At 45.5% G+C, this 12,815-nt stretch carries 9 protein-coding genes and 1 pseudogene; 4 read left to right on the top strand and 6 right to left on the bottom strand.

Annotated elements, in window-relative coordinates; translation table 11 throughout:
* Positions 1 to 108: 108 nt before the first annotated feature.
* The 6 genes from BACHE_RS08405 to mce all read right to left on the bottom strand — a co-directional run bounded on the left by BACHE_RS08405 (position 109) and on the right by mce (position 6,228).
* Positions 109 to 1,437, bottom strand: a complete 1,329-nt coding sequence (locus BACHE_RS08405) for a tetratricopeptide repeat protein (RefSeq protein ID WP_013547275.1) — start codon at positions 1,435 to 1,437, stop codon at positions 109 to 111.
* Between the two features lie 171 nt (positions 1,438 to 1,608).
* A complete protein-coding gene (locus BACHE_RS08410; protein WP_013547276.1) occupies positions 1,609 to 2,769 on the bottom strand; it encodes a sodium ion-translocating decarboxylase subunit beta in 1,161 nt (386 codons plus the stop codon).
* A gap of 1 nt (position 2,770) precedes the next feature.
* The gene (locus BACHE_RS08415) at positions 2,771 to 3,205 is read right to left on the bottom strand and encodes a biotin/lipoyl-containing protein (protein WP_013547277.1); all 435 of its coding nucleotides are present in this window, start codon (positions 3,203 to 3,205) and stop codon (positions 2,771 to 2,773) included.
* 27 nt (positions 3,206 to 3,232) lie between these two features.
* Positions 3,233 to 4,165: an OadG family transporter subunit gene (locus BACHE_RS08420; protein WP_013547278.1), complete on the bottom strand. Its 933-nt coding sequence runs from the start codon at positions 4,163 to 4,165 to the stop codon at positions 3,233 to 3,235.
* A gap of 26 nt (positions 4,166 to 4,191) precedes the next feature.
* Entirely contained in the window at positions 4,192 to 5,745 is a 1,554-nt protein-coding gene (locus BACHE_RS08425) for an acyl-CoA carboxylase subunit beta (protein ID WP_013547279.1), read from the bottom strand.
* Positions 5,746 to 5,811: 66 nt separating this feature from the next.
* The gene (gene mce / locus BACHE_RS08430) at positions 5,812 to 6,228 is read right to left on the bottom strand and encodes a methylmalonyl-CoA epimerase (RefSeq protein ID WP_013547280.1); all 417 of its coding nucleotides are present in this window, start codon (positions 6,226 to 6,228) and stop codon (positions 5,812 to 5,814) included.
* Positions 6,229 to 7,114: 886 nt separating this feature from the next.
* Here mce and BACHE_RS16640 point away from each other — a divergent pair.
* The 4 genes and pseudogenes from BACHE_RS16640 (at position 7,115) to BACHE_RS08445 (ending at position 12,810) form a co-directional block, all read left to right on the top strand.
* Positions 7,115 to 9,013, top strand: coding sequence for a coiled-coil domain-containing protein (locus BACHE_RS16640; RefSeq protein ID WP_148229826.1), 1,899 nt, complete (start codon positions 7,115 to 7,117; stop codon positions 9,011 to 9,013).
* 36 nt (positions 9,014 to 9,049) lie between these two features.
* A pseudogene (locus BACHE_RS17970) lies at positions 9,050 to 9,826 on the top strand (BT1926 family outer membrane beta-barrel protein); the annotation flags it as partial.
* Positions 9,812 to 10,306, top strand: a complete 495-nt coding sequence (locus tag BACHE_RS17975; protein WP_321075683.1) for an OmpA family protein — start codon at positions 9,812 to 9,814, stop codon at positions 10,304 to 10,306. The pseudogene BACHE_RS17970 and the gene BACHE_RS17975, both read left to right, overlap by 15 nt.
* A gap of 233 nt (positions 10,307 to 10,539) precedes the next feature.
* Positions 10,540 to 12,810 (top strand): monovalent cation:proton antiporter family protein, encoded by a 2,271-nt coding sequence (locus tag BACHE_RS08445; protein ID WP_013547284.1) that lies wholly within the window; start codon positions 10,540 to 10,542, stop codon positions 12,808 to 12,810.
* Positions 12,811 to 12,815: the final 5 nt, after the last annotated feature.

Here is a 12,815-nt window from a genome sequence, read left to right on the forward strand (position 1 = left end):
TTTACGGTTAATTTTCTGCTAATTTAAAACAATTAGCGGAGAAACAAGCTGTTTCTCCGCTAACTATACCTTATTATATTATGCAAACGTTTTCTGTAACCGGATAAACTATTCTTTTTCTGTCTCACCTTTGAAGAACTTCTCTTCTTTTCTTTTTTTCCTGATATCGTTCAGCCATGTTTCGGCAGCATTATATCTGTTGTTTTCCCCAATAATAGGAACACCGTCTTCGTCCACTTCTTGTTCCTGCTTTTCTTTGGGGCGGGTGTCGAGGTAGGCTTCCAGACATTGTTCGGCTTTGGGGATATTCTTCAAGCGATAATAGTAGATGAAGGCGGCATCATAAAGCAGCTTGTGTTTGTTCCGGTCATATTCTTTATATTGTTCCAGAATAGCATTTGCTTGCTCTTTGTACATGTTTGCCATTTTGTAGCAATCTACTAATCCTACATATAGACGTGTCATGATACTGTCACTGGGCATGGCGATATTGACTGCATTTTCCAGATACTTTACGCCTTCCTTTTTCCATGAGGTTTTGGAACAGGCACGTCCCAAATAATAGAGTACGTTGATATTGGTATCGTCATCCTTGAGTGCTCTTTCCAGCAGGTCATGTGCCGGATAAAAGTCCTCGATGGCATAGTGGCTGATTCCGGCATAAAAGCAGGTTTGAAAACTGCTGTCTTTTTCTTGCAGCAGGTGTTCATATCTCTGTATTGCCTCTGTATAGTCTTTGTTTAGGCAGTAGGCTTGTGCATTGACCCGGTTGACGAGTATGTTGGTGGAATCGATGGCACGATATTTTTCTGTCGTTTCTATGGCGTCTTCATATTGGCCGCCGGCAACATAGATGTTTCCGAGTTTGGCAACCGATAGATAGTCTTCAGGATATCTTCTCTGTATGTCCTGATAAGCTTCTATTACCTGTGCAATTTGGGTATTGTCGTAAACTTGTCCCATACTTTCAGCCCTGAGATGCAGCACAAAGGCAGAGCTGTCTTTCTCAGCCAGTGCATTGCTTTCTTGCAGGGATTCATTGTATCTCTTCATGCTCATCAACATGCTGATGTATTGCAGGCGTGCATATTTATTGTCTGGATTTAATTTTAATGCGTTTTGGTAGTAGCTTAGTGCCTCTTTGGATTTGGCAAGAGACTTGCAGCATTCGGCGGCCTCAATATAGGCACGTGGATTGAGTGAGTCTTGCATTGCAATTTCCTGGAATACTTGTAAGGCCTTACCATTGTCTCCCAGTCCTTTTAAGGCTTTTCCCTTTTGATACAGCAGGGGGACAGTCGGTATTTCTTGTTCAATAAGTGACAATGCTGTTTCATAGTCATAATTGGTCATTGCTTCTTGAATAGGATTGGTGTTTTGTGCTGTCAATAAAGAGCAACAGGCATTGAGGCATAAGGAGATAATAAGTTTTCTCATACTGTATTAGCTTTTATTTGTCGTTAAACTGAGTGCAAGTTACTAAAAATATCGTATTTACGAAACGATCGTAAGCTGTTTTGGATAGATTAACAAAACAGCCCCTTCCATGGAAGAGGCTGCAATAACTGACTGAAGCTATGTTCAATCCAATGTATGTAATATATGTGTTTACATCAGGAATCCTAACAGAATACCTGCTGCTACGGCAGAGCCGATTACGCCTGCCACATTCGGTCCCATGGCGTGCATCAGCAGATAGTTGGTCGGATCATATTCCAGACCTACCACTTGTGAGATGCGGGCCGAGTCGGGCACGGCAGATACGCCGGCATTGCCTATCAGTGGGTTGATCTTGTTGTCTTTCTTCAGGAAAAGATTGAAAATCTTGACGAAGATTACACCGGAGGCTGTTGCGATGACGAAGGACAGTGCTCCGAGGGCAAAGATCTTGATCGAGTCAAATGTCAGGAACTCCGATGCCTGCGTGGAAGCACCCACGGTCAGACCGAGCAAAATGGTGATAGTATCAATCAGCGGACCACTGGCAGTATTTGCCAGGCGGCGTGTCACACCGCTTTCTTTCAGCAGATTGCCGAAGAACAGCATACCCAGCAACGGCAGGCCGGAGGGTACAAGGAAAGTGGTGAGCAGCAGGCCGATGATAGGGAACATCACTTTTTCCGTATGAGACACTACGCGCGGCGGTTTCATGCGGATTACGCGTTCGTGCTTTGTGGTGAGCCAGCGCATAATGGGGGGCTGGATTACCGGAACCAGTGCCATGTACGAATAGGCCGATACCGCAATGGCTCCCATCAGATTGGGGGCAAGCTTGGACGACAAGAAGATGGCTGTCGGTCCGTCGGCTCCTCCGATAATGCCGATTGCACCGGCTTGCATCGGGTCGAATCCCATTTTGAGGGCTATCATATAGGCGCCGAAGATTCCGAATTGGGCGGCAGCGCCAACCAGCATCAACTTTGGGTTCGAGATTAGGGCAGAGAAGTCCGTCATTGCGCCGATACCCAGGAAGATGAGGGGCGGATACCATCCCGAAGTCACTCCCTGATACAAAATGTTGAGTACAGAGCCTTCCTCATAGATGCCGACTTTCAGTCCGGCTTCCATATTGAAAGGAATATTGCCGATCAGCATACCGAAACCTATAGGAATCAGTAGCATCGGCTCAAATTCCTTGGCAACGGCCAAGTATATGAAAAACAAGCCTACCAGCAGCATTACTACGTGTCCCACCGTTGCATTGGCGAAGCCCGTATATGTCCAGAAATCGGCGAGGTTGTTTCCTAAGAATGTGATAAAATCTCCCATATTATTCAATAATTACGAGGTCAGTACCTTCGAGAACGGAGTCCCCTTTACTTACATTGATGGCGGTGATTTTTCCGTCTTTGTCGGCATTGATGCTGTTTTCCATCTTCATGGCCTCCAAGATGATGACAAGCTGTCCCTTCTTCACCGTGTCACCCACACTTACTTTGATGTCGAGGATTACCCCCGGAAGTGGTGACTTCACGCCCGATTTCCCGGCAGGGGCGGCAGACGGTCTGCTTACGGGAGTGACGGGGGCTGCCGGTGCGGCTGCTGCCGGACGGACTACCGGTTTGACGGGGGCGGCTTTGGGCTTCTGCTCCATTTCAACATTATACGGAGTGCCGTTCACTTCCACATGAGCGATATTTTCTTCAATATCTCCAATGGTAACCTTATATAAGTTACCGTTAATCTTATATTTATATTCTTTCATCGTTTTATCTTTTTAGTCAGGGTAACTTTACTTTCTGTGAGGAGTTTCACGCAGTGTGTAAATCTTTGAACTCCAAGGTGAGTAGCTGCGTTTTACGCGGGTGATGGTGAGCACCGTATCTTCCACATCGTGCACATCGCTCTGCATTTCATGCATGGCCATGGCGATGGCGGCAAAGACTTCACCGGGGGCTTCACCGAGTGCTTTTTCCTTGGCTTCCTGTTTGTCCGTGATGCCTTTGGCTTTCATGGCGTTTCGCTTGCTGAGGCTGACAGATATCTTTCCGACAATCTTGAATGAGATATAGAGCAGTATCAATCCGCAGAACACTACGCTCATGGCAGAAATGGACATACCGATACCTACACTGTCATGTTCCTCGAACTTCTCCATTTTGGCATTGCTGTCAATAGTCTTGTTGTTGGTGCTTGGAGTGACATATTTTTCGGCACTTCCGCCTTTCACTTCCCATTCGTTAGCAGCGTCGCTGACGCGTGCATAAGACTGGTTGGCCTTGAGCGCACGGGCAGGTACTGTTATCTGGTCGAGCAGTTTCTTGCCGGAATCATACAGGCCGATCCAGTTGTCATTCAAGGAATCCAGTTTGAAATTGGTGTGGAATGTGCCTCGTCTCGGCTCTCCGTCGGCCCAAAACAGAGCGTGTTGGCGAGGTTTTACCAATGTCAGAATGTCACCTTTAGGGATGAAATAGCTGAGTGTGTCACCCGGTTGGCTGCTAAACTTCAGATAGCAGCCTGCGAGGTCGGCACTGCCGTATGATTTGTTGAATATTTCAATCCATGCGCTGTGCACGCCATAGTCATCCTGAAAGTTGCTCTGGTTATCAATCAGCACTTCATTCAGCAATAACTTGGTGTTTGACTTCTGTTCTCCGCAGGAAGTACAGAGGCCCAGCGCCAGTATCAGTGAAAGAAATATTCCAGTTCTTGTTTTATTCATAAATCTTGAATTTTGATTTTTAATTCTTAAAGAGGAATATTGCCATGCTTCTTGGCCGGATTGGTCAATTTCTTGGTTTGCAACTGCTGCAAGGCGCGGATAATGCGGAAGCGCGTGTTGCGCGGCTCAATCACATCGTCAATGTAGCCATATTTGGCTGCATTATAAGGATTGGCGAACAATTTGGTGTATTCGGCTTCTTTCTCGGCGAGGAATTGAGCCGGATTTTCTTGATCCTTTGCTTCGCGTGCATACAATACCTCTACGGCTCCCGCACCGCCCATTACGGCGATTTCAGCGGTTGGCCATGCGTAGTTCATGTCACCGCGGAGCTGCTTGCAGCTCATCACGATGTGCGAGCCACCGTATGACTTACGCAGGGTGACGGTCACTTTGGGTACGGTGGCTTCACCGTAAGCGTACAGCAACTTGGCTCCGTGCAGAATTACGCCGTTGTATTCCTGCCCTGTTCCGGGGAGGAAACCCGGTACATCCACCAGTGATACGATGGGGATGTTGAAAGCATCACAGAAACGAACAAAGCGTGCAGCCTTGCGTGAGGCATTGCTGTCGAGCACACCTGCCAGATATTTCGGCTGGTTGGCCACGATGCCCACGGACTGGCCGTTGAAGCGTGCAAAGCCGATAATGATGTTCTTGGAATAATCTTTCTGGATTTCGAGGAATTCACCGTTGTCCACGATGGCGCCTATTACCTCGTACATATCATACGGCTTGTTAGGATTGTCGGGGATGATTTCATTCAAAGAATCTTCCAGACGGTCTATCGGGTCTGTGCAGTCCACGTATGGAGCTTCCTCCAGATTATTTTGCGGAATGTAACTCAGGAGTTTGCGAATCAAAGCCAAAGCTTCTTCTTCTGTCGAAGCGGTGAAGTGTGTGACGCCCGATTTGGTGGAGTGTACACTTGCGCCGCCTAAGTTTTCCTGAGACACGTCCTCGCCGGTTACAGTCTTCACTACTTTGGGGCCGGTAAGGAACATATAGGAAGTGCCTTCCATCATCAAAGTGAAATCCGTCAATGCGGGAGAGTAAACGGCTCCACCGGCGCACGGGCCGAAGATGCCGGAAATCTGTGGAATAACGCCGGAGGCGAGGATATTGCGTTGGAAGATTTCGGCAAATCCTGCCAGAGCATTGATGCCTTCCTGGATGCGTGCGCCGCCCGAGTCGTTGATTCCGATGCAAGGAGCACCCATCTTCATAGCCTGGTCCATGATCTTACATATTTTCAGTGCCATGGTTTCGGACAGAGAGCCGGCCGAAACGGTGAAGTCTTGTGCAAAGAGATATACTAAACGACCGTCAATGGTTCCGCAGCCGGTCACTACACCGTCACCGGGGTAGTGTTTCTTTTCCATGCCGAAGTTGGTGCATCTGTGTTCAACGAACATGTCCATTTCCTCAAAACTGCCTTCGTCCAGAAGCATGGCTATGCGTTCGCGGGCTGTATATTTTCCTTTCTCGTGTTGCTTGGCAATCGCTTTTTCGCCGCCACCGATACGTGCCTCTGTGCGGCGGTCGATAAGTTCTTTGATTTTTTCAAGTTGATTACTCATCTTTATGTACTGTTTGGTTATTTACTGTTTACTGTATTAAGAGATTATGCCTTTTGTAGTGCGGAGCTATTCCGGTTTTTCGCAAAGTTCCGTCAATACCCCCAGGGTAGATTTCGGGTGCAGGAATGCAATGTTCAGCCCTTCGGCGCCTTTACGGGGAGCTTTGTCGATGAGGCGGATGCCTTCGGCTTCTATCGTTGCCAGCGCATTGGCCACTCCGTCTTCAACGGCGAATGCCAGATGGTGCATCCCTCCGTTTCCATTGTTCTTTTCGATGAATTTGGCAATAGTGCTTTCAGGAGAAGTCGGCTCCAGTAATTCTATCTTTACATCGCCAACCTTTAGAAATGCAGTCCTTACTTTCTGGTCTTCAACAGTCTCGATGTTATAACACTTCAGACCTAAAACGTTTTCGTAATACGGCAGGGCTTCTTCAATGCTCTTGACGGCAATGCCCAGATGTTCAATGTGTGAAATCTTCATAACTGTATAATTTATTATTGTTATAGAATCCTTTTTTAAGGCATAAAACAGCACAAAGAAAGAAAAATCTTCCTTAATAAAGAAATATTTCGTCAATTAATTCTTTGGGGATTGCGCTTGTAGCTTTGTGGCTGACATTTTTCAACTTTCGGCTTATATATTATATATAATGTAGCCGCCTACCTCTATATGGGCAATGGCTTGTCTCTATATTGGCAGTAAGTTGTCTCTATATGGGTAGCCCGTTCGGTGGAGCAAGTATCTATCGGATGGAATGCTGAAAGCCGGCAACTTCCTATTGAACCAATATTGCACTAAACGGCCGTTTTGTGTTATTATCTGTATTGTTTTCGCTATTAAACGGCTTTTCGTGGTAATTTTTATTTATCTATTAATTCCGATGAATCCGTATTTATTTTGATTTTATAACCTATGTTTTCCTTGTTGAATATTTGGTTTGTCTGTTTTAAAAATATATACTAATATGGCTTTAGTCTCTCTGTTTTTCATGTTTCATCTATTGATTTATGAAATGTTTTTTAAGAAAACTGATTGACTTTGTAATGGTTTTCAGTGACAAAAAATAAGCTTTTTATATGAAACTTACTTTTTTACCGATAAATTATTTATATTTTCATTGCATATTAAATTATTGTTTTTATATTTGTGGGCGTATAAACGAATAATAGTTAAATGATGAATTTTATATCTGAAAATAAAGTTAATGAACTATCAAGTAAAAAAGATTGCTATAATATGAACTATTTGGCTTTATTTTGTACTATTGTATCAATTCAGATGTCTATCTTAATTTATCGGATATCCTTTCCCAAAAGGAAGTATCATATTTTACATTTACATTTTACTAATACAAAATTTAATGGTTATGAAAAAGAAACTCATGATTGTTGCAGTGCTTCTGGGAGCTATGTCTCTGGGAGCTTGCGTGGACGACAATGAATCTGCATCGGTAACAGCGGTGCGTACGGCAAAAGCGGAGCAGTTGAAGTCAATTGCCGCTATGAACAATGCAGAAGCATCGGCAAAGGCCATACTGGCTGCCGCAGATGCCGCACTGAAAAATGCACAGGCAGAAGCAGAAAAGGCAAAGGCTGCTTATGACAATGCTCAGGCTGAAATTGCTAAAAAGCAGATTGAACTTATTGAATTGCAAAAAGCAGAACAGACTATTGAGAATCAAAAGAAGCAGGCTGAACTGGAACAGCAATTGTCTAACTTGGAGGTTACAAAGAAAGCGAATGAGCAAAAACTTGCCCAAATAGCAGCCAACATGAAACAGGCAGAAACTGAAACTCAGGCAGCGTTGCTCAGATCTCAATTGGCTTTGAAGCAAGCAGAACAGGAATTGCTGGATTATGATAAGCAATTGGCTGAAGCTGCCACACAGGCAGAAAAGGACAAACTGCTGCAAGAAAGACAAGAGTTGCAGAATCTGGCTTCTACTTACAGCATTACTGTGAATAATTTGATAAGTGCTCAGTCAATGTTGTCAATGTATAAACAGAATTTGGTATATGTAGAGGCGAATCTTGTAACAATGGAAGAAAGCAAGAAGCAGGCTATTATTGACAATAATAATACTATCAGTCTGAATGAAATGAAGATTGCCAAGTATAAACTGTATGCCAATTATACACAGGATTTGACGACTTTGAGTAATAAGATTAGTGAACTCGATGCCGAACAAGAACGTTTATGGGACGAGTATATCGTAGCTAACAATGCTTTTTATGCAATGAATGTGGATGTGGAGGCTTCTACAAAAGCTACAAACGATATTCAAAAGGATAAATTCTATCAGTTTGCTGTCAATTGTCAATATATGGATGCAGATGGTAATTTACAGCCTATAGAATTTTGTATTGGCCAATACTTGCCTGCAAGTTATTATACCAGATCTGGTAAATGGTACTCGTATAAAGGTGAAGAGTACACGCAATTGCGTACGTTTGGAGACTCTATTGGCGTGGATTTCCCAAAATCCTCTGATTTTGTGACAGATATTCGTGTTGTAGAGAATGCAGTTAATGACTATATTGATATGGTTAATGGATGGAGTACTTCTAATAAAGAGCAGTTGAAACTCTATCAGGCTGTATACAACGGGAAAGCAACAAAGGATATGTATGATTCGAATTTAGAAGCAGTGGCTTGCCGAAATGCAGTGGATAGCACGGCTTATCTGAAAACGGCTTATAATGCTGCTACGGATGCCACAGAAAAGGCTGATTTGTACCAGCGCTATAAGAATGCTTTGGATAAGGAAACATTTTGGAAGAATCAGATTGATAACTATACAAATAGGTTGGCGGATAATGATGTACTGATTTCTCGTGTCAAAGATCAATGGGACATGTATCAGAAGTTTGATGCCAACAAGTTGGTGCTTCAGGCTAAGATGGATAAGCGCAACGAGCAGAACGTAGAGGAATATAAGAGCAAAGTCGCTGCTTGGATAGTATCAATGGACAAAAGTGAAGCTTATAATGCATGCTATACTGAACTCACTGCTGCACAAACAATCTATTATGGCAATAATGGTGATAAAGGCGCTTCTGAGCTTGCTTCTGATATAAAGGATCTGGAAGAAGAAAATGCCAGATTGAAGAAAGACAACGAAGATATCAGCAACATAACTTCTCAGCAAGAGACCATTGCCGGATGGAAGAACCGCATCACTGCTCAAGAGGCTGTAGTTAAAGCAAAAGAAGTTGCGGTAGCCAATGCCAAGGCTGATTTGGACGCTGCAATGCCCAAAGAATAATCCCATTATTAACGGCATTAAAAACAAAAAAGTAATATGAAAATAAGAAGACTTTTACTGTTCGCCGTTATGCCCATGGTGTGTCTTGCAGTCAGTGCACAGGAGAAAAGCTGTGTAAAGAAGGAGTTCACTCCGAAGAAGGGTGACTTCACGATAGCTTTCACTGTAGGATACAATAGCTACGCAAGCGTCAAGGCTCTACCGAGCTATCAGACGGATTATGAAGTTTCGGCCCTTTCTACCGATTGGTCAGACAAAAAGCTGATGGTCGGGTTTGAGACGGGGTGGTTCTTCAAAGACTTGTGGAAACTTAACTTGGGTGGCGGTTTGAACTTCACGAATAATCCCGGTTATTCGGCCGTTCCCGGCACGATTGACGCAGGAGCAACCTCTACTCCGGAAGATCTGATGGGAGAAATCCCCAACTACCGTGCAGTAGCCGACGCATACTCGTTTTCGTACAACGTGTTTGCAGGTGTCGATCGTTACTTTAAGGTGAAAAATGTTCCCAATATGATGTGGTACACGGGCATCCGTGCGGGCGTCTCCTACGGGCTTAATGAAATGAAGTACGACGAGCCGGAAGCCATGGGCAAGTCCACCGGTGAGACGTGGAACCTTCGCGGAGCCTTCACCATGGGTGTTGACTACTTCATCCTGCCGGCTTTCTACGTGGGTGCACAGATAGACCCCTTCTGCTATACGTACAACATGACAGCGTATAAGCCTCAGGAGGGTCTTTCAAGACTTGACGCGGACAGCCATAACTTCAGTCTCCTTTCGGCTCCCACGCTGAAAATGGGCTTCAAGTTCGGCAAGAGCAATAAGGGCGCAAAGGTAGGTGGCGGCTGTTCCGAGGAATGTCTCCGTCAGCTCAACGAGCTTCGCGAACTGGTGTCCAAACCCAATGTGGTTTACAAGACTGACACGGTGTATGTGAAGCAGAATGTTGCGGTAGCCAAGAGCATTCCGGGCTTGAAGAGCTTTGTGGCCTTTGGCAACGGACAGGCTTCGGTGGCTTCCACACAGGAAATGAACGTTCTGGCTGTGGCAGACTATCTGAAGCAATATCCCGAAACGGAAGTAGTTGTGACGGGCTATGCCAGCACCGGTACAGGCAGTCGCGAACTCAATCTCCGCCTTGCCAGGCAACGTGCCGAGGCAGTGGCGAAGACCCTGACGGATAAGTATGGCATCAGCAGTGACCGATTGACTGTAAAGAGCATGCAGGACGGTGAGCAGCCGTTCCAGACCAGCGACTGGAACCGCGTGACCATTATGGTTGCCGAATGATACATGAAACCCTCGGTCTTCTTGACTGCTTCATCTCAATGAGGGTTTATATGGAAAGAGTAGGCGTATTACTGGGAAAGGAGGTACACCTCTCTTAGTTCACAGTTAGTTTTAGTTGCGGGGATGTCCGGATGTGGACATCCCCGCTTTTTTATAAGAAATGAAGGCATATCGCTATGAAGAAAGCCTTTTTGTAGTATCTTTGTCATTGAAAATGATAAAAGACAAGTATTATGTCACATTTAGCTCCTCTTATAGCTGATTTAGCGTTGATATTGATTTGCGCAGGGATCATGACCCTGATTTTTAAGAAGCTGAAGCAACCTCTGGTATTGGGATATGTAGTTGCCGGATTTCTTGCCAGTCCTCACATGGCATATACGCCTTCAGTGATGGATACTACGAATGTACAGACGTGGGCGGATATAGGCGTTATCTTTTTGCTTTTTGCTTTGGGGCTTGAATTCAGTTTCAAGAAAATTGTAAAGGTAGGAGGGGCGGCAATCATCGCTGCATGTACCATTATCTTCTGTATGATACTGCTTGGAGTGGCGGTTGGTACAGGATTCGGTTGGCAACGGATGGACTGCATCTTTTTGGGCGGTATGATCGCCATGTCATCCACTACCATTATATATAAGGCCTTTGATGATTTGGGAATGCGCAAGAAGCAGTTCACGGGGCTGGTGCTCAGTGTGCTGATTCTGGAAGATATTCTTGCCATCGTGTTGATGGTGATGTTATCTACTATGGCGGTCAGCAATAACTTTGAGGGCTCAGAGATGCTGGAAAGCATTGCAAAACTGCTGTTTTTCCTCATTCTGTGGTTCGTGGTGGGCATATATCTTATTCCGGGACTGTTGAAGCGTTGCCGCAGGTTGATGAGTGAAGAAACACTGCTGATTGTTTCCTTGGGACTTTGCTTCGGCATGGTCGTTATGGCTGCGCATACAGGTTTCTCGGCGGCTTTCGGAGCATTTATCATGGGCTCCATCCTTGCCGAGACGGTGGAGGCGGAGAGTATTGAAAGGTTGGTGAAACCTGTAAAAGACCTGTTTGGCGCTATCTTCTTCGTATCGGTAGGCATGATGGTGGATCCGGCGATGATAATGGAATATGCCGGTCCCATCGTCGTGATAACGTTGGCGGTTGTCATAGGCCAGTCTTTGTTCGGCACTCTGGGTGTGCTGCTGGCAGGGCAACCCCTGAAGACGGCGATGCAATGCGGTTTCAGTCTGACACAGATTGGCGAATTTGCTTTTATCATTGCTTCACTCGGAGTCTCCCTGCATGTGACGAGCCACTTTCTGTATCCTATCGTGGTGGCCGTATCTGTGATAACCACCTTCCTTACTCCTTATATGATTCGTGTAGCGGAGCCTGCCTCGAATTTTGTAGATACGCACCTTCCCGAAAAGTGGAGGAAATTCCTGATGCGGTATGCTTCGGGCTCACAGACCATGAATCACGAGAGCCTGTGGAAGAAGTTGATATTCGCCCTTGTGCGGATTACGGTGGTGTATTCCATCATTTGTATAGCGGTCATAGCTTTGGCATTCCGCTTCCTTGTACCTTTTATCCATGAAAGCCTGCCCGGTATATGGGGAGCTTTGTTGACCGCATTGTTCATCATATTGTGCATCGCTCCTTTCCTGCGTGCCATCATGATTAAGAAAAACCATTCGGTGGAGTTTGTCACTTTGTGGAACGACAGCCGGGGCAACCGTGCCCCTTTGGTGGCTACCATTGTGCTGCGCATTCTTTTGGCGGTCTCATTTGTCATGTTTGTGATAGCCGGCTTGTTTCAGCTTTCCGTGGGATTGGTGTTCGGGGTGGCCGTACTTTTGGTTACCATAATGATACTTTCGCGTCAACTGAAAAAGCAGTCTATTCTTATCGAAAGAAAGTTTTTTCAGAATCTGCGTTATCGGGATATGCGTGCCGAGTATATGGGAGAGAAGAAACCGGAATATGCGGGGAGGCTGCTTTCACGTGATCTGCACCTGACGGATTTTGAGATCCCCGGTGAATCCGGCTGGGTAGGCAGAACCTTGGCCGAATTGAATTTTGGCAAAAAGTATGGAGTACATGTGGTTTCCATACTTCGCGGCAAGAGGCGGATCAATATTCCGGGAGCCGACGTCCGTCTGTTTCCGCAAGACAAGATACAGGTGATTGCTACGGATGAGGAACTGAACGCATTCGGACAGGAGATGGATAAGACTTCTGTGATAGAGTGTGATGCGATAGAGAAAAGTGAGATGATTTTGCGCCAGTTCAGCATAGATGAGTATTCGCCCTTCTTGAATAAAACCTTGAAAGAAGCGGGTATCCGCGAGAAATATCATTGCCTGATTGCCGGAGTGGAACGGGGAGGGGAAACATTGCATGCTCCCGATCCGCATGAACCTTTTACGGAAGGTGACGTGGTTTGGATTGTGGGAGAGAATGACGATGTGTACCGGCTGGCGGGAGAAAAAAGTGAAAAGCCCGGTATGAAATGACAGTC

It is taken from the genome of Bacteroides helcogenes P 36-108 (genome assembly GCF_000186225.1).
Lineage (GTDB): Bacteria > Bacteroidota > Bacteroidia > Bacteroidales > Bacteroidaceae > Bacteroides > Bacteroides helcogenes.

Bases quoted from the DNA above. Each gene is read 5' to 3' on its own strand.
- BACHE_RS08415 (WP_013547277.1), bottom strand. From the start codon at position 3,205: ATGAAAGAATATAAATATAAGATTAACGGTAACTTATATAAGGTTACC.
- BACHE_RS08425 (WP_013547279.1), bottom strand. From the start codon at position 5,745: ATGAGTAATCAACTTGAAAAAATCAAAGAACTTATCGACCGCCGCACA.
- BACHE_RS08405 (WP_013547275.1), bottom strand. From the start codon at position 1,437: ATGAGAAAACTTATTATCTCCTTATGCCTCAATGCCTGTTGCTCTTTA.
- BACHE_RS08420 (WP_013547278.1), bottom strand. From the start codon at position 4,165: ATGAATAAAACAAGAACTGGAATATTTCTTTCACTGATACTGGCGCTG.
- BACHE_RS16640 (WP_148229826.1), top strand. From the start codon at position 7,115: ATGAAAAAGAAACTCATGATTGTTGCAGTGCTTCTGGGAGCTATGTCT.
- BACHE_RS08445 (WP_013547284.1), top strand. From the start codon at position 10,540: ATGTCACATTTAGCTCCTCTTATAGCTGATTTAGCGTTGATATTGATT.
- BACHE_RS17975 (WP_321075683.1), top strand. From the start codon at position 9,812: ATGGGCTTCAAGTTCGGCAAGAGCAATAAGGGCGCAAAGGTAGGTGGC.
- mce (WP_013547280.1), bottom strand. From the start codon at position 6,228: ATGAAGATTTCACACATTGAACATCTGGGCATTGCCGTCAAGAGCATT.
- BACHE_RS08410 (WP_013547276.1), bottom strand. From the start codon at position 2,769: ATGGGAGATTTTATCACATTCTTAGGAAACAACCTCGCCGATTTCTGG.